The organism is Colwellia sp. SU-HH00943 (genome assembly GCF_057546125.1).
Genome location: NZ_BAAJLW010000006.1, coordinates 88,119 through 113,254, shown reverse-complemented (window position 1 = coordinate 113,254; position 25,136 = coordinate 88,119). Strand labels below are relative to the sequence as shown.

Sequence of the window (25,136 nt, the reverse complement as noted above, 5' to 3'; positions counted from 1 at the left end):
ATTTTAATTAGCCATAATCTTTTAAATATAACGTTTATTTGAAACAGCGATGCTACTTATGTGTATAAACCACATTTATGTTTCAATATTTAGCACACTCGCACACTATATTTACAGCAATTTTATTTACTTTCTTACTAAAACAAATCAATTAAATTCACTTTTGATAAGAAAAACTAAAAAGTTTAATAAATTCAATGAGTATCCTATTAAAAAAGCTGTATTCTTTAATACAATGATAATTAATATAATAATATTTTTGGGTTTGTAATTTAGATATGATGGTTCGTAATAATAGGCGAATTAAATAACTCGCATCATTTTTAAACACCACTAAATAGCCAAGCAACTCTTCTTTAGGATAATTATGATCAATACTTTCTGTAGGTAATACTTGAGTACTAATCATTAGGTCCCTTAACTCTGTAGATAAACCATTAACTTCCAATTGATTTTCTTGATATGTACTTAATTCATAATTGAAGGTATTAATTGTATTGCTACACAACTGAGATATTAGTGACGAAACCCTACCAGTCATATTTCTTTTCCATACATAACATCTACTTGCATCAAGCTTTCCCGAAACAGATTTTTTCCATATTTCATTTTCGCTCGATACTCGTGAACCACTTTCTTTGGTATTAAGTAAGTCGGGATTATATTCTTCACCTATAAAATGACATAACTTTGCTATTTCTTTCTCTGGATTATCAATTATGTTTTCATAAATAACAGTATATGAGTGGTTATCATTTTGAAAAAAATGTTCGCTAACTTGATACCGTTCTTCAATAAGCATAGCATTTTCAAAAATAGACTTAGAAGCCCAAGGCAACTTACACATAGAAACGGCTGAATCCCGTGGATCTCTGACAATTCGTATAATAGGTGACCCTGGGTATAGCTGACGGATATGATCAATATTTAATATGTGGCTTGGAGTTTTTTCAATCCATCTTTTTTTACCATTTTGTATACAGTGTGTCTCTGTGAGTACTTCTAACATTGCCTGGATGCTTGGTGACTTGCTTTTCAAGTTATCATATAATTCGCTTTCTTTAAGCCCGAACAAAGTAATAACTAGCTTCGATGATAGCGTTAATTCTGAAATTAACTTTGTTGCTATAATTGGCCAGTTTTTATCCTCAATCGCTAACTCAAGAGATTCTTTAGGTATTTTTGCAAAGAACTGAGTTTCAGGTCCAGCATCAATATTATGATGACTGCTTAAGATAGCCGTCAACAAGGTGGTTCCAGACCTAGGCGCACCAACGATAAAAATAGGTAAAGAATTTTCTTTCATTTGATATTTTCTAAATCATGCCATTTAAAAACTAACTATATACATCATTTGTTCGCTTACCCACTTTATCCCAAGTCATAGTGGCCGCTTGTTGAGCATTATAGTCTCCCATAGTGTTCAACTCACCTTGCTCCATCTGACTAATAAGGTGAGTAAGCTCGGCTGACGAATGAAAATATTTAACACCTTTATCGGGTATACAACCAAAGACTTTCGCAGTTTCTGGAACAACTAACGCCTTCCCTTGAGTCATAGCAAGAATAGTTGAGCCTGACGTCAAGGTGTCACTAAAGGGCAAAACAACCGCATCTGCAATTGTTAGGTAATCAATAAGATCTTGATCTGGTAAAAAGCGTATATCCATTTTGATATTCGTATTATTATCAGCCAGTATTGTTAAGTCTCTTAAGTAATTCTCATTTTTAGATGCGCCAGCTATTAAGAGTTTTACTTTACTATTATCCGCACTATTAAAACTCTTAATTAAGGTTTCAAGCCCTTTATAAGGGCGAATTAAACCAAAATACAAAATTATAATATCACCTTGTTGATAATTAAATTTTTTTCGTAATACATCAATGTCATCAGAAGCCTCAGGGTAACAATCTTGATAATTACCATGAAAGATTACTTGTGTGCTTTTTGATATATCACTTTGATATAACTCGCTAATTTTTTCTAATGCTTGCTGGCTGTGGATTATATTTTGGCTAGTACACTTAGCGAGTACTTTACGGATAAGCAGCTCCCTTTTAGCATCAAATTGTTGGTGAGCAAATTTATTGTGAATAGTCCAAACAATTTTAATCCCCCTAGCTCTCACCCTCAGACAGTCAACAACTAGCAATAAAAGCTTGTAACAGAATTTAAATCTACTTGGAGAGTCGGTTATACGCTTAACAAGGTCCGTTATCCAATGAACATGAAGTACATCAATTCCCTTATGTTGCTTAGTTAACAATGAAAAAGGCATATGATTATAAGTAAAATGATCAAACGCTGTCTGCCATCCTTGATTTTTTAGTGCCTTAGCTAGTAGCCGTTGATAAGGATTTCCTTGGCTATAATCAGGTACCATTAATACTTTCTTAGTTGACATTATTTTACTACCTCACACAGTTGTTCTAGTAAAGTAGCAAGCTCTTGCGTTTTAGCATACCGAGAATATTTCATCACATCTCCCCTCGAGGGAAAGCTTTCGCTCATCAATTGCTTTATGCCTGCGGCTATTTCATCTACCGTTATCGCTAAAATACTATTCTGAGCGCTTTCGAGTAACTCCCCTGTTGCGCTCATACTATGGGTTAACCCTAATATAGGTTTATTAGTACGAATATATTCATAGGCTTTCCCCGGTATCTGGTTTTCAAATAATGAACCTTGAATCAATAATAAGGCATCAATTGACATCATCTCTTGTAGAGACTCTCTGTAAGATAACATGGGACGAAATTCGACTAATTCACTGATATTAAACTCTGCTAGCCGCTTATCATACTGGCCATTATTAGTAACACCGCGAAATGCAACAACAAAGTTAGAAGCATCCACAATGTTTTCACGCTTCAGTTGCTGCAAGGCTGCAAACAAAAGAGTAGGATCTCGGCCATTTTCATAAACTGAACCACTATGTAATAAAACAAATTTACTTTCCTGTTGTGGCTTAGCTACCAGCCCTTTAAAGTTTGCTTCATCAAAACCGTTCTCAATGACTTGAAACTTTTTCAATAATTCATCAGGATACAGTCGATGATAAAGTTGTGCCGCCCTAGAAGTGGTATACACAGCTTTTGAGCAGTTTTCGATAGTTTTCTTTTCTATCCACTTAGCTACTGAACTGTATTGCTGTACATTTTTATCATACCGACACTGTAGAGGATCTCGATAATCAGCAACCCAAGGCAACTTGCTATGTTTTTGTAATTTATAAGCAATATAATGCGCAGTAGAGATAGGGTAAGTTGACCAAATAACGTCTGGCTGATATTTATTGATTAACTTTTTCCCTAAAGGTATCGCCGTTATTGCCCAGCTCCACCACTTGTCTGGCACTTTACTCCAAGCAAAATACTTCCCTTTAATAGCAAGATCTCGAGAAGCATCTAATGCAGAAGAGCGATAAACTTTAATATTGTCATCAATAAGCTGTTCTTGATCTACCCTTTGGTGAACATCCTCATTCACGGTTAATACAATAGGTTGCCAACCTAATGTACTTAAATATTCAGCAAACTTTAACGTGCGCTGAACCCCCGCACTTTGACAGGGAGGGAAGTCTAGCGCAACCATTAGAATTGTTTTATTGTGATCAGCTTCTCTCATCTAATTCTTAGCCTTAACCATAAGACTATAGGCTAGCCTCAATACAAACTTCACTTCTTGATGATCCCAAGGTGATAAACGTTTTAATACGAATCTATTATCAGCGAGTTCGCTAATATTCCCCGTGTCTGTTGAAAATGCTGCTTTATAGCCTGAAGCTTCTGCCATTCTCTGGTGAGATAAAGTAAAGTCTTTTACTGACTTACCATTAGGGTAAGCTAAAAAGTCTACAGGTGAATTAATAATGGCTTCTAACCTTTCTTTACAACGAGAAATCTCTTTTAGAGCTATGGTATCACTTTCCATTTTAAGGATAGGGTGATTAACCGTATGCGCTCCGATAGTCATACCTGCCTTTTTCATTTCGATTATTTGTTTGTCATTTAAAAATTGTGGTTCTAACTTAGGCACACCTGTTACGCTCAATAATTCTTGAATCAAGATTTTACGTTCTTCCAAAGTATTATATTTTATAATTTCCAGGACCGCTTTTAAACAGCGTAGCTTCTCGTTATAGGTTGTTAACTTGTATGTTTTATCTTGAAAAACTATCGACTCTTTATCGATAGATATTTGCATAATAGCTTCAGAAACTAGCTCGTCCCATAAGTAGCCTTCCTCAAAGCCAGAAGTAGAAATAAAGAAGCTAGCCAATAGGCCATGTGATTTTAATAATGGGAATATATTTTCATAACTATCTACATAACCATCATCAATGGTTATAACAACGGCTAATTGGGGTAGTTTATTTTCTTCAAGTAATCTTATAGCCTCACCTAAATCTAAGACATTAAAATACTCTGCTAACCAAGAAAGCTGCTTTTCAAACAGTACTTCATCAGTAAATAGTTGATTCTTTATATTATTAATATTTCCGACACGGTGATACGTTAAAACACCTAAGTTTGTTTTACTCGAACACAGCAACAAAACCTTTAAGATGCTCTTCAGCATAAATTTAAAAATCAACTACTTATACTCCATTATGATAGTTTTTCCTTAAATTGTTCGGCGCTTTCGTTAGTTCATCTCTAGCAACAATACTGCCCAAACAGTGTGTTAACGCATAGAGTGCAAAAGACAAATCAAAATAAGGTAAACTCAGTGCCGCTCCGCCGGCACAATAAGCGACTAATGACACTTTTAGCATCCTAGCTAAACCAATAGCCCATTCATCTTGCGAATACTTAACAACCCAAGACAATTTTCTAAACGTTAAGAATAATATAAACAAGAAGATAAATAAGCCAACAACCCCATGATCCCCTAACACTTGAAAATAAATACTATGGGCGGCCTTAGCAAATGGTGCCACATAGTCACTAGTATCAACAATAAAGTCTAACTTTGAAAAATCTGGCTCATAGAGCTTCCACAGGTAATAATTCTGGCCTGCTTTGAAGCCAGCTCCAAATATTGGGTTATCTGCTGCCATTAATACAGCCTGTTTCCAAGCAGCTATACGCCCTAAGAAAGAGTCATCCTCAGTCATATTCTCAATCGTATCCATACGATCAAACCAACGATCAGGAGCAAAAGTGGCCGCGCCTGCAACCGTGATAGATAATAAGAAAACAACTAACAATTTCTTTTTGCTTTGCCAAAAGAAATAACCACCAACCACAATAAGCCCAAGAAGCCCCCCTCGAGAGAAGGAGCCTATAATTGCGATTGTGCTAAAAGCAATTGCACCTATAAGCCCTATCCTTAACATTTTATGCTTGGTTTGGCTTAACAAGAAAATCAAAAGTGGAATTGCCATATTTATCGCTAGAGCAAGCTCGTTGCGATCTTCTAAACGGCTGCCTTCAATACCTTGAAGTACATGACCACCAGCACTTAAAACATATTTAACTCCTTCGCTAGCGCCAAAGTACGACGCCGAAAGAGCGATAGCCCACAAAAAGACATTAACATGATGTTTCTTTTTGATAGTGAGAACACAAAAAATATAGAACACAACTATTTTCATAAATAAGTTCCATTCTCGCCAAACAACATCAGGGTTTGAAAGCGTTATTACACTCGATATAGTCGCCCAAATAAAAAACAAAACGATAGTTATCGTTATTCCTGAGACATCCGTTTTTAATTTATCTTTTTGTATAAGGAATGAAATGATAGTTGCTAAGGCAATCAATAAGTTATATCTAAGGCTAGACGCTATTCCCCAGACCCAGCCATTAGGGAAAAACATACCACTCCATATCCACAAAGAAACCCCTATATAGGGGCGTCTCAAAATAAAGTAGAGCAATATAGGGAAAACGATTAGCATGAATATATCGCGCATTACTTGTCTTCCTCATCATTTTTCACTGCCCAATAGCATAGGTAGGAAATAGAAATTAAATTAACTAAAAAGAGTAAACTATCCACGGTAGCCTTTTGCCTTCATTAATTTTTCAAATTGATTAACAATTTTTATTGCGTTAGCTTCCCACAATAAACCTTGTTGTTGAATTGAATTGAACGAATTTTCACTAATAGTTTCACTTAATGTTGGTGCTTCTATTAAGTGCTCTAGCTTATTGACCATATCTAACAAGTCATTTGAACTAAATAACAAGCCATTCTTCTGATCTTCTATTAGCTCTTTAATATTATCTGAGTCTGGTGCAACTATAGCTAAACCTTTAGCAAAATATTCCATCATTTTTAACGGTGAAGCCCATGGTGTTACCGCAGGCTGTAAGGCGATATCGATTTGATCAAGCCAATAGGGCATTTCAGCTCGTTTCACTAACCCAGTTGATTCAAACTGATTATCAAAGCCTAAACTTATGGCTTGCTGCTTTAGTTCGCCTATTACAGGTCCATCTCCAACCACCAAAAAGAATAAATCATCACGCTTTGTGCTTGCGAGTAGCTGCATAACTTTATCTAACTGATGCCATTCTCGGCAAAAGCCAACAAAGCCAATGACAAGCTTATCTTTATATTTATCGTCACGGTTATCGAGGTTTTTTGTTTTAAATACGTCCGTATCAACACCATTATGTGTGACTGATATTTTCTCTGGTGCTACACCCGCATCTATTAAATAGCCAGCAAGTACTTGAGTTACAGGTAAGGTTAAGTCTGCTTGCTGCCAAACATAGTGCTCACTCCACTTTGCGAGCCAATTAATAGAAATACCCGTATAGGTTGAACGTTCGATATATAAGGGAGAATTCACTTCGAGGATAAAGGGTAAGTTAAACAGTTTTTTTACCCAAATGCCTGACGGTAAATACAAGTTACAGCGCTCGTAAATACAGTCTGGCTTATGTTTTACAATTGCTTTTACCAATTTGAAAAAGTCATAAAAGCAATAAGCAAACTCTAGTAACTCAGAAATAAATGCGGGTAGCTTACTGCGCAATTTGGACACCCAGCCACCATCACTACCAAAATCACTGGTTTGAGCAATATTTGGGGCAACCATCACAATCTCATGTCCTTGCTTTATGAGTTGTTTAGTAATTTCTTCAATATGTACATATTGCCCATCTTTTGAAGCAATGCGGTGATGATATAAAATTTTCATTATGAGTTAATAATCCGCTGAAATATTTCGTACTGACCAACAGAAGTTGAGTGCCAATCAAATTGTTCAGCATATTTTCTCGTTGCAACTCGACTTGGTAAGTTTTCTAATAATTGTTCAATACCTGCTTTAATTCCTACTACATTTCGTTCAACTAAAACACCGGCATCATCGCTTGCTACCACTTCAGGCGTTCCCCAAACTTTCGTCGCCACAACTGGTGTACCTGAAGACATAGACTCTAAAAGTACATTAGCCCAACCTTCTCGACTAGAAGCCAAAACGGTTATATCAGCAGCTCTAAACCACTGATTTAATTCTACTTGCGATAATGCGCCTAAAAATATAACTCGTTCTTCTAAACCAAGCTTTGTTACTTGCTCTTGTAATTTTTTAGCATCGGGGCCATTGCCAGCAATGGCTAAAGTAACATAATTAAGTGATTTAATTGCCTCAATAATTAAGTGGTGCCCTTTGCGTTCAATTAACCAGCCAACAGACATTACAAGTTGGCCACTTATATTTAGCTCACTTTTGAGTTTCCGCTGCTCTTCATTATTCGATGGCTGAAACAATTTAAGATCGACACCATTTCTCAATACCGTAATACTTGAGCTCTTCGCACCTAAGGTCAGCATTTCATCTTTTAATGCCTGGCATACTGTCATCATATGTGCCGCTTGCTTGAAAACTGACTGTATCATACCCTTTGCTTTTGGCTTTTCTGGAATCAGATTAATATCAGTGCCTCTGGCAGTACAGGTAAAAGGTATATTATTTTTTTTGGCAACTTTTGCTATAGAAACACCGTCAGGATAAAAGTAATGACCATCAATGAGATCAAACTGCTTACCTTGAGCTTTGAGTTTTCTCATTGTTTTAGCAATAGCTAAACTCATGAAAAAAGGGGTTAAATACATACCTATTTTCGGAATAACCAGATATTTAGGATGGTGAATTTTAATGTCATGTCTGACTTCTTCTAAGTTAACACCGGCAAATTTTGCATACTCACCAAATTTTGATGATGAAAAGGGAAACCAAGGTACGGGTGCTATCACTGTTGGTTTTATGTCAGGATAGTCGGCAACTAAATTACGTAATCGCGTTTCAATAAAAATACCATGTTTAGGATCTTTATTATTAGGATATAAACTTGAGATTGTCAGTATATTCACTTTAAAGACTCTCTCTCAATAAACTGCCCTAACATCATTAATGTCCACAATGAAGAGGCATGATCTTTTACGCCAGAAACGTGCTCTGTTATCATTTTTTCAATGCGATTATTGTTAAATATGTTCATATCAACAAAAGCCTTTGAGGTGAGCAAATGCTGCATTTTCGCTTTAAGTGGGCCTCTTAACCATTGCGCCAACGGAATACTAAAACCCATTTTTTTACGATACAAGTTATCGTGAGGTACATGTGGTTCAAGTTGCTGTTTAAAGGTTGCTTTCCCCTCGCCTTTTTGTAAATTCATTGACGAAGGTACCTTGAATGCCCACTCTATAAATTTATGATCGAGAATAGGAACTCTAACCTCTAAACCATGCGCCATACTAGCTCTGTCTACCTTGGTATTGATATCGCCTGTTATCCAAGTTTTATAATCTAAATATTGCGCTTCTTTTAACGGATCATTAAAGGTTTTGTCCTGTAATATCTCCTCAAAAACCTGTTTTGAATTATAACCATTAAGCTTGGCAGTAAATGCTTCACTATAGAGTTTTTCCCTTTCATCTACTCTTAACTTACTCATACTGTTTAAGTATGCTTCGCTACTCGATAGTGCTAATGATTGAAAAGTGGTTTTTGCGCGTAAAAACTGTGGCGCCCAATCCAGTTTCGGGTAAACCTTTCCTAATAAGCCAAACACGGGCTTGCGAAAGCTTAACGGCAACTTATCACGTAACTTTTGCTCTGCCATATGTAATTTATATCGCCTATAGCCCGCAAAAAGCTCATCCCCACCATCACCTGAAAGGGCAACTGTGACATGTTTTCTTGCTAACTCGCATACTCTATATGTAGGTAAAGCCGAACTATCAGAGTATGGTTCATCATAAATTTCAGTTAATTGGTCAATTAACTCAAAATCTTCATGGTTCACTGTTTCAACACTATGGTTCGTCTTATATCGGTCAGCAACTAACTTGGCAAAATCTGTTTCATTAAACTGTGGCACATCGAAGCCAATAGAACATGTATTAACCGGTTCGCTTTGTAGTTGTGACATCATGGCAACAATTGCACCTGAGTCAACACCACCCGATAAGAATGCACCTAAGGGCACTTCCGCTTCCATTCTTATATCAACCGCGTCTTTCAAACGTTCTATGAGTTCAGCCTCAACCTCTTCATTGCTTAGCATTTCACTCGCCTGCCAAGGCAGATCCCAATACTGAGTGGACACTAATTTTTGAGGTGTAACACCCTGTTTTAAATGTAGATAATGACCTGCCTCTAGCTTATAAACATTAGCGAATATAGTTTTAGGATCAGGTACATAACCAAAGGTTAAGTAATCTTCAATGGCTTGTGGGTTGATTGTATTTGAACAAAGAGGGTGTTCACGTAACACTTTTAATTCTGATCCAAAAATAACGCTACCATCAGATAACAGACTGTAATGCAGAGGCTTAATGCCAAGTCGGTCTCGAGCAACTAATAACTCTTTTTTATTTTCATCCCATAGAATAAACGCAAACATGCCACGAAAATGGTGTACGCAATCAACACCCCACTCTTCCCAAGCATGGACAATAGTTTCAGTATCACTATTGGTTTTGAACGTATGACCTAAAGCTTTTAACTCATCTGCGATAGCATGGTGGTTAAATATTTCACCGTTAAACACGACAACAACACTATCATCTTCATTATATATAGGTTGGTGACCACCCGCTAAATCAATAATAGAGAGTCTTCTATGACCTAACCCGACCCCCGAGTTAATGTGATAGCCTTGATCATTTGGGCCGCGGTGCGATTGCACATTATTCATTGATTGCAGTAAATCGCTATCAACAACATAGTTATGATCGAAACTGAAAATACCACTAATACCGCACATTATTGTAAACCTAAAGAGTTGTTATAAAGCGTTAAATATTCATTCACCATGTTTTCTTCAGAAAAATTTTCTTCAATAAAACTTCTTGCTGCTTTACCTTGCTGCTCAATTAAAGCTGGTGCTTTTACATAGTTTGCCATAGCTGCCGATAATTGTTCAGCGTTTTGTTTTTCAACTAAATAACCATTCTTCTCCGGGGTAATTAATTCTGCCAAGCCACCAACATTCGTTGATATAACAGGTAAGTTAGACGCCATGGCTTCAAGCACCGTCATGGGAATACCTTCAGCAATAGAAGACAAAACAAAAACATCTGCATTAGCAAGTACCTGCGGAATATCATTTCTTGCACCAGAAAAATGAATACTTTCACTAACATTAAGGCGCTTTGCTAATTGCCTTAATTTCTCCATCTGACTGCCATCACCCACTATGGTTAAGTATACTTTTTTATCTTGTAAATCTGAATGAGCTAATAATGAAAATGCCGTAATCAATCCCGCTTGATCTTTCACTAAATCAAGTCGCGCCACATGAATAAAGTGCACTGTTTTATCTTCTTCAGCTTGTGCAAGTGTTCTTTCTCGACAAAAGCTATGAGTGTTAATTCCATTTCTGATTAACACGACTTTTTTAGGATCAATAGCAACCGTATTTACTAGCCATTGTGATAAGTCTGTCGATACCGCCACGAAAGCATGTACAAAGGGTGCGATGACTTTTCTTAAAAAATTATGTTTTTTATTCAAACCTTCTGGATCTGAATTATCACGACCGTGCTCAGCATGTATATGGCCTTTCACGCCAGCCATCTTAGCTATTACATGGTATTCAAGCGCTGCTAGGTTATACGTGTGTAATATGGCAGGTTTAATTTTTCTGAGTAACTTAAATAACCGCCAATGACTACCCAGATCTTTACCACTTTTTTTATTTAATTGGTAAACATCAACCGAGTCATTTAAATGCTTTGAGAAGTCAGACACTTCAGTTAACGCAATCACAACATGCTTATACTGACAATCTTGCATGGCATTAATACAATTAACCATTACCCGCTCAAGTCCACCAATATCAAATCGGTAAATTAAATGAACAATGATGGGCTTACTTTCTTGTGTTATCGTGCTCAATTATTCACCTTTAGTCAGCAATTGACTTAGCGAATTTTTCAATTGCTGCTCAACCTTGGGTAAATCAATCTCACCCGAAATAAAGACGGCATTCACCTCACTATAATCAGATTGTCTAAATAAGCTTTTTAACGCCTGCATAAGCTTTACTTTCGTTCCAGAAAAGCTTTTAAACTGATCAACATTATACTGGTATATATAGCTTGCGGGTGAGCCTTTAATATTTCTTAAATGCACAATGAGTGCGGGTTCGCTATTAATAAGCACTTGCTTAGAGGCAACCACAGTCCAGCGATCATGATTATGTAAGACATTATCAAAACTAATTAACTCACCTTGCGATTGTTTATTAGCATAGACAGCTTTAAAAATTTCAATGTTTTGTTCGTCTTGCTGAACATGGGAGCGCTCGACACCATCTTTAAAGGTAATTCCCCATGAAGAATCTTTTACTGCCTCTCCAATGAGTGCAGTCTCAGGTGTTTCTGGTTTATTAACAACAGGAATGGCATTGAATAGCCCCCAAGTAATAATTAACAATACCAAGGTTGAAGCGAAACAAGCGTTTTTATATTCTTTGCCAAGTTTCACTTGCTCTGGATTATTCTTTGCTTTTACGGCTTCTGTCTCAGGCTCTTTATCCGCGAAAAAGCCGCCAATATAAAACATCAACATAATTACAACACCAAAAAACAACCAACCGTATATAAGGTGATCAACTCCTGTGGCGTATTTCATATCAGAATAATAAGCAATAGCAACAATACCGTATGCTCTAATGCCATTCGCAAGAATTGGCAAGAACATTGAAAATAAGATAAATATAATTTGTTTATGGGTTTTGTTATAGGTGAGGTACGCAAACAAAGTTCCCACCGCGATTGAGGCGATAAGATAACGAATACCGGAACAAGCTACAGCCACCTCAAACATACCTGTAGGTATTTGTATATACAAACCATCAACATAAACAGGAATACCATTGATTTTTAAGAAAAACACGGTAAACCAAGCGGTGACATCTTGTAACCATGGAATTAAATTCTCTCCCATGGGCACTGCAAAAATTAAATAAGCAAGCGGAAACTTATAGCGCCAAGCCACTTTATTGCCCACCATTAACCACACAATAGCAATAAGCGATACAACAGCCGAAAGCTGCCCTAATACATTGATATCTGCGGCGTAAGAAAACAGCCAAACAAATAAAGAGCCAGCCAAAATAGGCAAAGGTAACCAAGTGCTTTCCACCTGACTTGCCAATAAATTTTCTTTATCTCGCCATAAAAGCCAAATGCTGATCGGTAAGATAAAGTAGCCATGAGCAAACGTATCTGAACGTGCCCATATAGCTTCCATGCCTACAATTGCCTCTTGATAAACAAACGCCCAAACAAAAAGAATGAGTGAAAATAAGAGTAGAAAGCGTTTGTCGGTAATGTTCATCAATTTACTTCCTTGTTTGAAAAATATTGTCCAAGCGGTGCTAACGTTTGTTGCCAAGTAAAGTTTTCTAAAACCCACTGCCGATTTGCTATATTGCTGTTATTTTTTCTATAAAAAGTTAAGCATTGCTCTGCATATGTTTTTGCATCATCTACAATAGCAATATCCTCACTCGCTTGAGCATTGATGCCCTCCATTGCCATACTTGAAACAACAATAGCTTTATTTAAAGACATCGCTTCAAGTACTTTATTTTGAATTCCACGTGCAATTTGCATCGGCGCAACCACACATTGTGCTTTCGCTATATAGGGACGAACATCGTGCACACGCCCTGTTACTTCAATACCGGGCAATTGCGCTAATGCTGTCACTTCACTACTCGGGTTGCCGCCCACAATACAAAAAATAGCTTCAGGCTCCTCAGCCAAAATAAAAGGCCACACTTGCTTAGCAAACCAGAGTACGGCGTCAATATTTGCCCAGTAATCCATAGCGCCCGTAAAAGAAATAAAATGCGTTTTAGGCACTAAAGGCTCATCAGAAAAATCAGCTTGGGGATCGAAAAAGTCAACATCTACACCATTTAATAAGCCGTTAACTTTAGGTTTTTCAGGCTTGGCTTGTCTTTCACGGAATAAGTCTGCTTCGTCAGAAGATACAAACAAACTATAATCAAATTTTGCGCATATTTTATCTTCATAGCGCGCTAATAATTCAAATTCTCGCTGAAATATCCACTTAGCGATGCCTGATTTTTTTTCTGCGTATTGGCGCCACTTATCTGAATCTACATCGACAAAATCAATCACTCGTTGAGTTGCTTGATATTCCTCTCCTTCGCAATATTGCGCCATTGAAGAAGAGTATATAAAAACTTTAGTGATATTTTCCTGCAATAAAGTACGATTACTCCACTGTTGCATACGCTTATCAAAATAATAAGGCAAAGTAATAGGCTTACCCGTTAATAAAGACGTCAAGCCTTTAAGTTTGGCGATGGTTTTATTTTGATCTAAATAAAAAAGACTGGCGCAATATTTCTTTAAACCATCAACATATTGTTTATCAAAGGGATCATCAATAAAACACCCTAAGTGAATATCGTATTGCTCAGTGAGTTTTTTTAAAATATTGAACGAGCGAATTTTATCGCCTTTATTCGGCGGAAAAGGGATACGATGACAAAGAAAAAGTAAGGGTTCTTTTTGCACTGCAGCAGTCATAATTAGCCCAAATACTTAGATAACAAAGGGCCAATGATTTGACTCACTTTCAGCGGCAGCTTTTGCCACATACTAATGAAAAACTTATATTTAGGATTATTTGGGCTCAAATTGGGTAAATCGTCAGCCTTAACCAAATGGTAATAATAGTGCAGAGGCTTCGGCTCCATTCCCCAATTCTTCTTATATTTATAGGGACCACTATCATTTTTGCTGCGACCAAAGTCAAACCAAGTTTTGCCTTTTTCCTGTGCATGACACATTACCTGATAATACATAAAATCTGCGCTTTTAAGGCCTCTAGCGCTGTCGTTACCACCACCATAATAGGGTAACACTTGCTCATTAAAGTAAAAATTTAGTACTGCTGATGAAGGATTATTATCTTTATCGCGAATAACCGTAATATCACTACAATCTTTAAATGTAGTCATAAGATTTTCAAAGTATTTTTCAGTAAATATTGGGGTGCCCAAATTACGATAGCTTGTTGAAAGCAAATGATAAAAATCACTAAAATCTTGCTCAAATGAATCAGATGAATTTGAATTCTCACTGATTGAACAGTTAAGTTCATTTTTCAATGAGTGACGAACAACTGCCCGTTGTTTTTTCTTAATACCGGCAAGAATTTTTTCACTGTCTTCAGCTATTTCGCAACCAAAGGTACTGTGTGCTTGTTTTAATAACAGGGTCGATTCTTGCGCATCTTTATAGCGTAATTCGAGGTAATCAACCTGCAACTGCTCTGCTAAATGACAAGCTTCCTGCTCTAATTGACGAAGAATATCTGTAGAATCTGCAATTGCTCCACCATAAACACAAAACGGTGTAGAAACCAAAGCATGGCCAAATAATTTACTTTTTACTTCAACTAAGGGTAACACCCCACAAATTTCATCATTTTGTTGAGCATATAAAAAATAGCAAGCATGGTTAAAGCTTTTTTCGATAACTATTTGCCAGCCGCTTAAATGAAAAAAGCTGCCTTGTTGATGTTTTTTTACGTATTCATCCCAAAGAGTATACTCTTCAGAAGATAAACGTTTTATTTCACAGTGTTTTGTCAAGTTTTCATTCTCTAATTGTTATTATTACTGACGGTCAAACTAATCTGCACATAAGCTATTTATTCAAATAAACACTTTTCATTGTGTCCCATTGATAATCTTTTAAAAGGCGCTCTACCTTGCCTTCCATAGCCGATAAATTTAAGTAGTGACGTAACTTGGACTTAATCGGCGCCTCTTTTACTTTTGGCTGTAGCGGGTCGATCTCCCACGGGTGAAAATAAAAACTATAAGGCTGCTGTTCTGTTTTTAAATATTTATCAATGCGCTTTTTAGATAACCAATATGGGTAAAGGCGAAAATAGCCGCCACCACCTATACCGGTGTTTTTCTCATTCTTTCGAGTAGTTGGTACAGGGATTTCTATAATACCTTTACCATCCAATGTTTCTGGACGTTGATACATAAAACGCGGCCAATCTGGCACACCATATAAATCATGTTCAACTGGGTAAGTACTTGAGCTATATTCAAAGCCAAGCTCAATTAAAATTTTATAAATCCATGTGTTCGAATCATTAACAGAAAAGCTAGGAGCTCTATAACCAATAATCGGTTGACCAGCAGCATTTTCTAGAATTTGCTTACTTTTACTCACGTCTTGACGAAATTCGGTTTCACTCATAATAGTGGCACGTTGATGTGAATATCCATGGCTTGCTAGTTCATGCCCTTCTTTAACAATTGTCTTGATAAGTTCAGGACAACGTTCAGCAACCCAACCTAGTGTAAAAAAAGTACTTTTAACTTGGTGTTGTTCAAATAATTCAAGTAAGCGATAGGTGTTGCGCTCAACTCTTAACTCTAAACTCGACCAATTATCTCGAGTAATATTTTTTTCAAATGCTGACACATGGAAGTAATCTTCAACATCAACAGTCATTACTTGCTTAACAGGTAAACTACTCATACAACTTTTCCATTCTTTTACACATATCGCATCTTTTACGAATTTCCCAACAACTCATTAACGCCCCTTACCGAATAAAACAATTTCAACTGTTCTAATTAAGATAAGAAGATCTAATAAGAAACTACGATGCTTGATGTAATACAGGTCATATTTTAGTTTTTCGAGTGAGTCAGCTTCAGTAGAGCCATACGGATATTTTAATTGTGCCCAACCTGTTAAACCCGGTTTAACATTATGGCGTTCATTATAATACGGTATAGTTTTAATCAACTGCTGTACAAATTGTGGACGCTCAGGTCTAGGGCCAACAAAACCCATATCGCCACGCATAACATTATAGATTTGCGGTAATTCATCAATACGGTACTTTCGCAAAAAATTACCCGTTTTAGTAATACGAGGATCATCTTCACTGGCCATTTGAGCACCAAACTTTTCCGCATCGAGGCGCATACTTCTAAATTTTACAATATTGAACGGTTCGCCACCTAACCCAACGCGCTCTTGTAAATAAAACACCGGCGCCTTAAGACCTTCATCTAACTTAATTAAAATGACGGTAATTAGCATGATTGGCCATGTCATCAGCAATAAGAAAAACGCTAAGGTGGCATTAAAGACCCAATCAAGGGTATTACGTAAATAATTCGCTGAAGCAAAGCCATTTGAATATATAACCCAGCTAGGATAAATCAAGTTAACAGCAATTTGCCCTGTTTCTTGTTCAATGAAATCTAATATTTCTGTAATTTCTATGCCTCTAATTTTACAGGCAAATAGTTCATCTACAGGTAAATTATTTCGTCGCTCGTCACTGGCAACAACAATTTCATCAATATCATGCTCTAAGGCATAATTGACTAAAGACCCTTCTAGTTCGATGCGGGTCTCTTCTTTTATACCATGTTCAGAGTCTCCATCCATGACAATAAAGCCATGCACTGAAAAATTTTGCCTGTCTACATCTCGGCGCATTCTTCTTTCTATGATAGAAGCACGTTCACCTGCCCCCAACACCAACACTTTTCGTTTATTAAACCCTAAAAAGTTAACTTGAAAAGTGAAATAACGAAATGAACTCACCAACACAAAACTAACTAATGAAGACAGAGCAACCACTTCTATTGGCAAAATATGTTCACCATATAAAGGGTTAAGTAAGGTTAAAATGAAAAATGAAACAGCTATACACATTAATAGACGACGAAAAACGCCGCGAAAATTAACACGTAATTTTGAATTATATAAACCCAGCGCTAAACAACTTAATTGATTTACAATGGCAAAGACGGATGCGTAAATAAAAAAATAATTATAAGGAATAGCATGCGCATTGATAAAACCAACAAGATTGTTCCCGTAAAAAGTTAACGGCAAAGCACAAAAGAATAAAATTAATTCCATTAAAACTAATGATTTACTACTTAATGATAAATCTTTAAATTTAGGACTAGACATCTGAGGCTAGGTTTCCTTCTAATATGACATTATAACTTCTAACAAACACAGGCTTACCTAAACAGTAAGTCAAAATACAATTATTGATAAACTATCTTTCATTAATGAAAATAATAAGAAAATGCATGCGCGATTTTTAAGAAAAATAATTCTATCAAAATTACTGAAAAAGTTAACGTTTAATTTACACTCGTTAAAATGTGTGCATCTATTAAAAAAATACCATACAATCATTTGTTGAAAATAAAAATTAACCATTTGAAGTTAAAAGGGTCGAACCATGGACAAACGTTTTACCAATACATTAAAAATCCTTATTGTGCTAGTTTTTGCGCAGTTTATCTCAGCATGTAGCAGTGGTACCTCATCACTTAAAACAGCCACATTGCACCCTTCTAATACAGCAGATATCAACTCTTATAAATACCTAATTGGTGCTGGTGATGTTTTAAATATTTTTGTTTGGCGTAACCCAGAAGTGTCAGGCTCCTTTATTGTTCGACCTGACGGTATGATTACTACATCTTTAGTTGAAGATATTGAAGTCTCAGGTAAAACACCTACTGAATTAGCCCGTGAAATAGAAAAGATCTTATCTACTTATTTACGTGATCCTGTTGTAACTGTGACCGTAAACAACTTTGTTGGCCCATTTAGTGAGCAAATACGTGTTATCGGTGAAGCTGCAAAACCACAATCTATCAGTTATACACAACACATGACATTACTTGACGTAATGATTCAAGTGGGAGGCTTAACAGAATTTGCTGACGGCAACGATGCAGTATTAGTAAGAATTGAAAACGGCAAGCAAAAGCAATATGAAATCATGATTGACGAATTGTTAAAAGATGGTGAAATATCTGCCAATGTTGACATGCTACCTGGCGATATCATCATCATTCCTGAAGCATGGTTCTAGAAGAAAATTCATATAAAATAAGTAGCTGTTAAACCACAGTTTAAAAGCTACTTTATATCCATTTTAAATTAAGATTATAGGTTACCCCTGTACACAGCAGTCAGGCGATAGAGGTTAGGAATGCAAGAAATACTTGAAGAGATAATTGATTATCTAAAGGGAATTTGGATAAAACGTAGGTATATTATTATATCTACGTGGCTTATTTGCCCAATTGGCTGGTATTTTGTGGCAGCAATGCCAGATGTTTATGAATCAGAAGCACGTGTTTATGTTGATACTCAATCATTATTGCGTCCTTTATTGCGTGGCTTAACCGTTGAAACCAACCCCAATACGCAAATACGCTTAATGGTAAAAACCTTACTTAGCCGTCCTAATTTAGAACGCATATCGCGCATGACTGATTTAGACGTACAGGCTACCAACACAGAGCAATATGAAGCGATATTAAAAAGGTTAAAAGACAATATAAAAATTTCTAGCGCTGGACGCGAAAATATCTATACGTTAGCGATTGAAGATAAAAATCCAGAAATGGCAAAGAATATTGTTCAATCAGCACTTACCGTTTTTATTGAAAACACCCTAGGTGAAACTCGCAGCGATTCTGACAGTGCTCAGAAATTTTTAAATGCTCAAATTAAAGAGTATGAAAGTCGATTAACAGCTGCTGAAGCTAGGTTAACTAATTTCAAGCAAAAATATAGTGGTGTGTTACCTGGACAATCTGGGGGTTTCTATAACAAATTAAGCTCAACAAAAGAAAGACTAAAAGCTATTGAGCTGGAGTTATTAGAAAACAGAACTAAATTAACCTCAGCTAAAGAGCAACTAGCACAAAACCTTTCAAGCAGTACTTCTCAAGAAAACAAGATCACAACAGATAGTTCTATCAGAACAACTTATGATGTGCGTATTGCAGATCTTGAAACGCAGCTCGATAGCTTAAGGCTACGCTATACCGATAGGCACCCTGATGTAGTTGAAGTTTCTCGTGCATTAGAGCTCTTAAATAAACAACGTACAGCTGAAATTGAAAAATTCTTAACCTCAGCTAAAGACGGCAATACAAATTATACCGCTTTGAATAAAAACCCTGTTGTTCAAGAAGTACAAATTCAAGTCAACCAGCTGGAAAATTTGATTGCTTCTCTCAATGTAAGAGCGAAAGATTATAGACAACGTGTACAAGATTTAGAAAGTAAAATACATACCTTACCTGAAATAGAGGCAGAGTTAGTTGCCTTGAATCGTGGTTACGAAATAACTAAAGCCAAATATGAAGACCTGCTTTCTCGTAAAGAAACTGCTCAGTTAGCACAGCAAGCCGATGAAACGACTGATAAAATTCAGTTTCGCGTCATTGATCCACCAAGAGCAGCAACAGAGCCTTCCGGTCCAGCCCGGTTTGTTTTCTTTGGCGGAATTGCGGTGTTAGGTATAGGTGTTGGTGTAGCACTATCATTATTGATGAGTCAATTAACCCCCATAGTCACGTCAACAACGCAATTAAACAAAGCCACAGGGGTACCGGTATTTGGTGTGGTATCAGCTAATCAAAATTTGGGGTTACAGAAGTGGCATAAAAGAAAAACACTCATCTTTATTGGTTCAAATTTATTACTCTTGTGTGTATTAATGATGTTCGTAAGTTACTTTGTATTTCCTGATGCTATCCAAGCACCATTAAAAAGGATATTTTAAGCTGTGAGTACTATAGAAAAAGCTTTAGCTAAGCAAAAAGAAGCGTCACAAAAAAATCAAACAGGCACAGCTGTAACATCTTCAGATAACCAGCAAGTGCCACATGAGGCTAAACAAACAACACCTGATGCTGCTCAACAAAAACTTGTTACTGATAATAAAGGTCAAATCACTTTAAATGGTGAACGTCTAACAGAACGAGGTTTTATTTATAGCCCTGATAGCGCACACCATATTCAAGAAGAGTTCCGCCATATCAAGCGGAAATTATTAAATAATGCTTTTGGTCCAGCAGCAAAGACCTTAAAGCATAGTAACCTCATTATGGTAAGTAGCTCTAACCCCAATGAAGGTAAAACCTTTATCTCAATTAATTTAGCTTTAAGTATTGCTCTTGAACAAGACAAAACCGTGTTATTAGTTGATGCCGATGTACTTAGGCCTAGTCTACAAAGAGAGTTAGAATTTGAAAGCAAGAAAGGCCTGCTTGAATATTTACTTGCTGAAGTAAACTCGTTAGGTGATGTAATATACAATACTAATATTCCGAACCTTAAATTAATTCCAGCAGGCAAACCACATCACTTAACCAATGAACTTCTTGCGAGTGAGCGTATGGCAGAGTTAGCGCAAGAATTAGCACAACGATACCCAGACCGTTTGGTAATATTTGATTGTCCACCAATACTTGGTGTTACTGAAACCCCTGTATTATCGGACTTGGTAGGACAAGCAGTGGTAGTTGTAGAGGAATCAAAAACAAAAATAGATGACGTGAAGCGTGCAGTATCACAGCTTAACGAAGATATTGCCATTGGCTGCGTTATGAATAAGACGATAAGATCGAAAAAGGATGTATATGGCTATTATGGCTATGGTTACGGTAAGAAGAATCAATAAAAAGACCGTTAAAAAGCTAAGTACATTATTACCACTTACTTTAGCCTCATCTGTTGCTATTGCAGGAGAATGGACGTTTGATCCAAAATTGGGGTTAACAGAAACTTACAGTAGCAATGTTGAGCTAACGCCTATTAATCATCAATCTAGTATTGTTAGTCAACTAACTGCTGGCCTTAATGCAAAGTTTGTTTCTCGTGAAGTAGATTTCGCCTTCTCAGGTACAGAGACTTATGCCGCCTATAGCCACGACAGTAGTTTGAATAGTGATTATCAAACCGCCAGTGTTGACGGAAAGTTTTCTTTATGGCGAAATGGGCCCGATCTCATCGCTACATCCCGTTTAACAAATATCAGCCAAAATAGTGCCAATAATTCACTAGCAGATTTAGTCTCTGGTGATACGGTACAACAAAGAGCTCATACAGCAGGTATTCAATATCAAACTGCGACGAGTAATCATCAATTTGATGGCAACATCATCTATAACCTGACAGAAACAGAAGATAATATTGGTGAGAGTCAAGGCTACTCTGCCATGATAAACAGTCAGAATGGTAATGCTGCACGGAATGTTTTTTGGTCTATGAATGGCGTTTATAGCTATAGAGAAAATACAACATCAAATGGTACAAATTACAATATTGAAGCTCAAATAGGGGCAATTACCTCTATTAAATTAAACCCATTTATACGCTTTTATGATGAAGATGTAACGGGTACGGCTGCAGGAACAAACCAAAACACTACCAGCTCATGGGGGCCAGGTATTCGTTGGCAGGCATCAGATCATCTATATTTTGACGTGTCATATAATTATGTTGAAGATAAAAGCAGTAGTGATGACTATATTGCCGCTAACATTAACTGGCAGCCATCACAACGAACATCGTTAGTCGCTGGTTATAACCAACGTTTTTTTGGTGATTCTTATAATCTTGATTTCTCTCACAGAACCAAGCGATTAACAAATAAAATCTCCTATCATGAAACCCTAGAGGTATATGACCGAGATACATTTGAAGAGATCAATTTAGGCGAATTTTGGTGCCCTGTTGGCGGGCCTTTTGATGCCAATAACTGTTTTCCTTCTTCTCAACCTCCAAGCGACACAACCGGTTATATTTTAGTTCCTCTTTCAGGGTTAGAGCCTGTGGAAAGCAATGAGTTTAGTTTAAACAAACGCTTAGCTTGGAACTCAAGTTTAGCACTATCAAGAACAACCTTTACCTTTAATATAGAAAGCAGAGAGCGTGAAAGCTTAAGCACAGGCAATCTAGATGATCATTTAGATGTCAGTTTATCTGTAACCAGAAAGTTAAGCCCACGTAGTAGTTGGAAATTATTAACTAGCTATCGTGAGGCTATTTATGGCAAAAACACTGTTACTAATAACTTGAGACAAGATGATACTTATAAAACTGTCTCCGCAACTTACAATAAAAGCTTAGCATCCTCGTTGTCTACTTATATTACGCTTCAATACCTTGAGCGGGAATCAAGTCAAGCTTCACTCACTTATGACGAAGTTCGCGCCTACATTAATATTACAAAAGATTTTTAATATGTATGAAAGTTACTACGGCTTTACAGAGCGTCCTTTTCAGTTAAGTCCAGATCCTAGGTTTTTCTTCGCCACTAGCCATCACCAACGCGCTCTTTCGTATCTACAATATGGTTTAGATCAAGGAGAAGGCTTTATTGTAATTACTGGGCCTATTGGCACAGGGAAAACCACCATTGCTCGCAATTTGTTATCTACAATTGGTGATGAAAACATTGTCGCCGCTCAATTAGTGACAACAAAACTATCACCTGATGAGCTATTAGAATTAGTCGCGGCTGAATTTAATATTCCACTACAAGGTAATAGCAAAGCCGACGTTCTACAAAGTATTGAAAAGTTTTTAATTCAATTACATCAACAAGGTAAGAGAGCACTATTATTAGTAGATGAAGCGCAAAACTTACCTTCAGAAACCGTTGAAGAATTACGTATGCTATCTAATTTCCAATTAGATGATAAACCGCTAATCCAAAGTTTTTTGTTAGGCCAAGAAGAACTAAAAGACATTATACAAGCTCCGAATATGGAGCAATTTAGACAACGAATTATCGCTTCAGCACACTTAAAACCTTTAAATGTTGAAGAAGTTAAAAACTATATTAACCATCGCCTACAACAGGCAGGATGTGAAAAAGAAGAACTATTTTGTGATAACACCTTTGAGGTCATTCATAAAAAAACCCTTGGTGTACCCCGTAAAATTAATATCTTTGTTGATCGCCTTTTATTATTTGGTTTTTTAGAAGAACTAAGCAACTTTAGTGTCGACGCGGTTAATGAGGTTGCTGAGGAAATGTCTGTTGAACTCACGGGATCTCTCAATGGTAAAAAACTTGAAAGTACTGAAGGTCAGCCTAGCCAGCAACTTGTCGTCAACTCGAGTGAAAATGTAGAGAACATCAAAAATGTTCTACGTGAGGTTGAAGAAATCCTAGACACTTCCATCAAGCAAAAGGTCAAAATGGCGCGCTACGTTGATAAACTGCTTAAACAGAAAAATCGCGAATATGCTCAGGAACAAGTTAAAGCAGAGTCTTAACCTAGATTACTTAGAAGTGTAATTTAGAGCCTAACCTTAGAAGCCGCAAGTAACTATATTTATAGATAAAGTTACTTGCGGCTTCTCACATATTCACAACGAGTAATATTCTCGCCATTCTTACAAGAGGATAATATTTGTTAGATATTGATTCGGATGTCGTATTTTTCGATTAATGAATACAATGTCGGGCGAGTAATGCCAAGTAATTCAGCGGTTTTTGACATGTTACCTTCGGTTAGTGCATAGGCTTTTTGAATAGCAATGGTTTCCGCGTTTTCTCTTACCGTACGCAAATTTAACGACAATTCATATTCTGTATTTTCTTGATCATAAAAGCCTAAGTCAAAAGCGGTGACCTGAGTGCCTGTCGTCATAATAACCGAAGACTTCACTTTATTTTGTAACTCTCGAATATTGCCAGGCCAGCGATGGCTTTTTAACGCTTGTAAACCATCATCTGAAAACGACTTAACATTGCGTTTATACTCAGCAGCATATTGCTGCAAAAAGAAATTAGCTAAAATTATTACATCCTCTTCACGCTCTCTAAGCGGCGGAATATTTAAGGTTATTTCAGTGATTCGATAAAACAAATCCTCACGAAACTCTTTATTTGCAACCATATCTTCAAGATTTTGGTTAGTCGCACAAACAACACGCACATCAACAGGGATTTCAGTCCGTCCGCCTAAACGCTCTATCACTTTTTCTTGTAAGAACCTTAACAACTTAGCCTGTAAATTAAATGGCATGTCGCCTATTTCATCGAGAAATAAGGTACCACCTTGTGCGCATTCTATTTTACCCATAGTTGTTTTATGAGCCCCTGTAAAAGCGCCCTTTTCAAATCCAAACAACTCACTTTCTAACAGAGTTTCTGGAATTGATGCACAGTTAATGGCAATAAAAGGCTTTTCAGAGCGATTACTAACTTTATGTACTGCTTTCGCAGTAACTTCTTTACCAGTTCCACTCTCTCCTAATAATAAGGCAGTAATTTCTGTCGGAGCAATACGTTGTACCATAGTGCGCAATCGTTCAATCTTTTCACTACTACCTATAATGCCAGAATCTGAGCCCACTACTGATTTCAAAGAACGGTTATCCGTCTCTATATTCGCCAAACTAAAAGCGCGAGAAACTATCACGTTAATAACATCGGCATCGACAGGCTTTTGATAAAAATCATAAGCCCCCATTTCTATAGCTTCTAAGGCATTAGTTCTATCATCATTACCTGTAATCACAATCACTTTAGTATGGGGAGCTATTATTAAAATTTCTTTCAATGCCGCTAGGCCTTCCGAAGCATTGGCTTCATCAGGTGGCAAACCTAAATCCAAGGTTACAACTTTCGGCTCATGGCGACGAACGGCAGCGATAGCGCTTTCGCGAGTATCTGCCAAAATAACTTCATAATCAGATAAACTCCATTTTAGTTGTTTTTGTATACCTGAGTCGTCATCAACAATTAATAATTTTTCCATAGCTAAGCTACATCCTTCTTTATTTCAATCCA

The 25,136-nt window shown here is 36.8% G+C and carries 20 protein-coding genes; 5 read left to right on the top strand and 15 right to left on the bottom strand.

Going from position 1 to position 25,136, the window contains the following annotated elements; translation table 11 throughout:
• Positions 1-157: 157 nt before the first annotated feature.
• From AC27GZ_RS15535 to AC27GZ_RS15470, 14 genes are all read right to left on the bottom strand, one after another.
• On the bottom strand, positions 158-1,306 hold the full coding sequence (locus AC27GZ_RS15535) for a sulfotransferase family protein (protein WP_487096282.1): 1,149 nt from the start codon (positions 1,304-1,306) through the stop codon (positions 158-160).
• 31 nt (positions 1,307-1,337) lie between these two features.
• Complete coding sequence (locus AC27GZ_RS15530; RefSeq protein WP_487096281.1) at positions 1,338-2,405, bottom strand: glycosyltransferase family 4 protein; 1,068 nt, start codon at positions 2,403-2,405, stop codon at positions 1,338-1,340.
• Complete coding sequence (locus tag AC27GZ_RS15525; RefSeq protein WP_487096280.1) at positions 2,405-3,628, bottom strand: glycosyltransferase; 1,224 nt, start codon at positions 3,626-3,628, stop codon at positions 2,405-2,407. Before AC27GZ_RS15525 ends, AC27GZ_RS15530 begins: the two co-directional genes overlap by 1 nt.
• A complete protein-coding gene (locus AC27GZ_RS15520; protein WP_487096279.1) occupies positions 3,629-4,582 on the bottom strand; it encodes a polysaccharide deacetylase family protein in 954 nt (317 codons plus the stop codon). It lies immediately after the preceding gene.
• A 19-nt stretch (positions 4,583-4,601) separates the two neighbouring features.
• Complete coding sequence (locus AC27GZ_RS15515) at positions 4,602-5,921, bottom strand: putative O-glycosylation ligase, exosortase A system-associated (protein ID WP_487096278.1); 1,320 nt, start codon at positions 5,919-5,921, stop codon at positions 4,602-4,604.
• Between the two features lie 78 nt (positions 5,922-5,999).
• The gene (locus tag AC27GZ_RS15510; protein ID WP_487096277.1) at positions 6,000-7,157 is read right to left on the bottom strand and encodes a glycosyltransferase family 4 protein; all 1,158 of its coding nucleotides are present in this window, start codon (positions 7,155-7,157) and stop codon (positions 6,000-6,002) included.
• Positions 7,157-8,335 (bottom strand): glycosyltransferase family 4 protein, encoded by a 1,179-nt coding sequence (locus tag AC27GZ_RS15505; RefSeq protein ID WP_487096276.1) that lies wholly within the window; start codon positions 8,333-8,335, stop codon positions 7,157-7,159. Before AC27GZ_RS15505 ends, AC27GZ_RS15510 begins: the two co-directional genes overlap by 1 nt.
• On the bottom strand, positions 8,332-10,233 hold the full coding sequence (locus AC27GZ_RS15500) for an XrtA/PEP-CTERM system amidotransferase (RefSeq protein WP_487096275.1): 1,902 nt from the start codon (positions 10,231-10,233) through the stop codon (positions 8,332-8,334). Before AC27GZ_RS15500 ends, AC27GZ_RS15505 begins: the two co-directional genes overlap by 4 nt.
• On the bottom strand, positions 10,233-11,366 hold the full coding sequence (locus AC27GZ_RS15495; protein ID WP_487096274.1) for a TIGR03088 family PEP-CTERM/XrtA system glycosyltransferase: 1,134 nt from the start codon (positions 11,364-11,366) through the stop codon (positions 10,233-10,235). Before AC27GZ_RS15495 ends, AC27GZ_RS15500 begins: the two co-directional genes overlap by 1 nt.
• Positions 11,367-12,812: an exosortase A gene (gene xrtA / locus AC27GZ_RS15490; RefSeq protein ID WP_487096273.1), complete on the bottom strand. Its 1,446-nt coding sequence runs from the start codon at positions 12,810-12,812 to the stop codon at positions 11,367-11,369. It lies immediately after the preceding gene.
• Complete coding sequence (locus tag AC27GZ_RS15485) at positions 12,812-14,038, bottom strand: TIGR03087 family PEP-CTERM/XrtA system glycosyltransferase (protein WP_487096272.1); 1,227 nt, start codon at positions 14,036-14,038, stop codon at positions 12,812-12,814. Before AC27GZ_RS15485 ends, xrtA begins: the two co-directional genes overlap by 1 nt.
• Before the next feature lie 2 nt (positions 14,039-14,040).
• Positions 14,041-15,108 carry a FemAB family XrtA/PEP-CTERM system-associated protein gene (locus AC27GZ_RS15480; protein ID WP_487096271.1) on the bottom strand — a complete coding sequence of 356 codons (1,068 nt, stop codon included), beginning with the start codon at positions 15,106-15,108 and terminating at the stop codon, positions 14,041-14,043.
• A 55-nt stretch (positions 15,109-15,163) separates the two neighbouring features.
• Positions 15,164-16,018 (bottom strand): XrtA system polysaccharide deacetylase, encoded by an 855-nt coding sequence (locus AC27GZ_RS15475; protein ID WP_487096270.1) that lies wholly within the window; start codon positions 16,016-16,018, stop codon positions 15,164-15,166.
• 57 nt (positions 16,019-16,075) lie between these two features.
• Positions 16,076-17,479: a TIGR03013 family XrtA/PEP-CTERM system glycosyltransferase gene (locus tag AC27GZ_RS15470; RefSeq protein WP_487096269.1), complete on the bottom strand. Its 1,404-nt coding sequence runs from the start codon at positions 17,477-17,479 to the stop codon at positions 16,076-16,078.
• 280 nt (positions 17,480-17,759) lie between these two features.
• Between AC27GZ_RS15470 and AC27GZ_RS15465 the strand changes: the two genes are divergently transcribed.
• The 5 genes from AC27GZ_RS15465 (at position 17,760) to AC27GZ_RS15445 (ending at position 23,614) form a co-directional block, all read left to right on the top strand.
• Positions 17,760-18,401 (top strand): XrtA/PEP-CTERM system exopolysaccharide export protein, encoded by a 642-nt coding sequence (locus tag AC27GZ_RS15465; protein ID WP_487096268.1) that lies wholly within the window; start codon positions 17,760-17,762, stop codon positions 18,399-18,401.
• A gap of 120 nt (positions 18,402-18,521) precedes the next feature.
• On the top strand, positions 18,522-20,108 hold the full coding sequence (locus AC27GZ_RS15460; protein WP_487096267.1) for an XrtA system polysaccharide chain length determinant: 1,587 nt from the start codon (positions 18,522-18,524) through the stop codon (positions 20,106-20,108).
• A 3-nt stretch (positions 20,109-20,111) separates the two neighbouring features.
• On the top strand, positions 20,112-21,008 hold the full coding sequence (locus tag AC27GZ_RS15455) for an XrtA-associated tyrosine autokinase (RefSeq protein ID WP_487096266.1): 897 nt from the start codon (positions 20,112-20,114) through the stop codon (positions 21,006-21,008).
• Positions 20,968-22,572 carry a TIGR03016 family PEP-CTERM system-associated outer membrane protein gene (locus tag AC27GZ_RS15450; protein WP_487096265.1) on the top strand — a complete coding sequence of 535 codons (1,605 nt, stop codon included), beginning with the start codon at positions 20,968-20,970 and terminating at the stop codon, positions 22,570-22,572. Before AC27GZ_RS15455 ends, AC27GZ_RS15450 begins: the two co-directional genes overlap by 41 nt.
• A gap of 1 nt (position 22,573) precedes the next feature.
• Positions 22,574-23,614: an XrtA/PEP-CTERM system-associated ATPase gene (locus AC27GZ_RS15445; RefSeq protein ID WP_487096264.1), complete on the top strand. Its 1,041-nt coding sequence runs from the start codon at positions 22,574-22,576 to the stop codon at positions 23,612-23,614.
• 140 nt (positions 23,615-23,754) lie between these two features.
• On the opposite strand, the gene prsR is transcribed toward AC27GZ_RS15445, so the two are convergent.
• Positions 23,755-25,104, bottom strand: a complete 1,350-nt coding sequence (gene prsR, locus AC27GZ_RS15440; RefSeq protein WP_487096263.1) for a PEP-CTERM-box response regulator transcription factor — start codon at positions 25,102-25,104, stop codon at positions 23,755-23,757.
• Between the last annotated feature and the right edge of the window lie 32 nt (positions 25,105-25,136).

Bases quoted from the DNA above. Each gene is read 5' to 3' on its own strand.
- AC27GZ_RS15535 (WP_487096282.1), bottom strand. From the start codon at position 1,306: ATGAAAGAAAATTCTTTACCTATTTTTATCGTTGGTGCGCCTAGGTCT.
- AC27GZ_RS15530 (WP_487096281.1), bottom strand. From the start codon at position 2,405: ATGTCAACTAAGAAAGTATTAATGGTACCTGATTATAGCCAAGGAAAT.
- AC27GZ_RS15525 (WP_487096280.1), bottom strand. From the start codon at position 3,628: ATGAGAGAAGCTGATCACAATAAAACAATTCTAATGGTTGCGCTAGAC.
- AC27GZ_RS15520 (WP_487096279.1), bottom strand. From the start codon at position 4,582: ATGCTGAAGAGCATCTTAAAGGTTTTGTTGCTGTGTTCGAGTAAAACA.
- AC27GZ_RS15515 (WP_487096278.1), bottom strand. From the start codon at position 5,921: ATGCGCGATATATTCATGCTAATCGTTTTCCCTATATTGCTCTACTTT.
- AC27GZ_RS15510 (WP_487096277.1), bottom strand. From the start codon at position 7,157: ATGAAAATTTTATATCATCACCGCATTGCTTCAAAAGATGGGCAATAT.
- AC27GZ_RS15500 (WP_487096275.1), bottom strand. From the start codon at position 10,233: ATGTGCGGTATTAGTGGTATTTTCAGTTTCGATCATAACTATGTTGTT.
- xrtA (WP_487096273.1), bottom strand. From the start codon at position 12,812: ATGAACATTACCGACAAACGCTTTCTACTCTTATTTTCACTCATTCTT.
- AC27GZ_RS15485 (WP_487096272.1), bottom strand. From the start codon at position 14,038: ATGACTGCTGCAGTGCAAAAAGAACCCTTACTTTTTCTTTGTCATCGT.
- AC27GZ_RS15475 (WP_487096270.1), bottom strand. From the start codon at position 16,018: ATGAGTAGTTTACCTGTTAAGCAAGTAATGACTGTTGATGTTGAAGAT.
- AC27GZ_RS15470 (WP_487096269.1), bottom strand. From the start codon at position 17,479: ATGTCTAGTCCTAAATTTAAAGATTTATCATTAAGTAGTAAATCATTA.
- AC27GZ_RS15465 (WP_487096268.1), top strand. From the start codon at position 17,760: ATGGACAAACGTTTTACCAATACATTAAAAATCCTTATTGTGCTAGTT.
- AC27GZ_RS15460 (WP_487096267.1), top strand. From the start codon at position 18,522: ATGCAAGAAATACTTGAAGAGATAATTGATTATCTAAAGGGAATTTGG.
- AC27GZ_RS15450 (WP_487096265.1), top strand. From the start codon at position 20,968: ATGGCTATTATGGCTATGGTTACGGTAAGAAGAATCAATAAAAAGACC.
- AC27GZ_RS15445 (WP_487096264.1), top strand. From the start codon at position 22,574: ATGTATGAAAGTTACTACGGCTTTACAGAGCGTCCTTTTCAGTTAAGT.
- prsR (WP_487096263.1), bottom strand. From the start codon at position 25,104: ATGGAAAAATTATTAATTGTTGATGACGACTCAGGTATACAAAAACAA.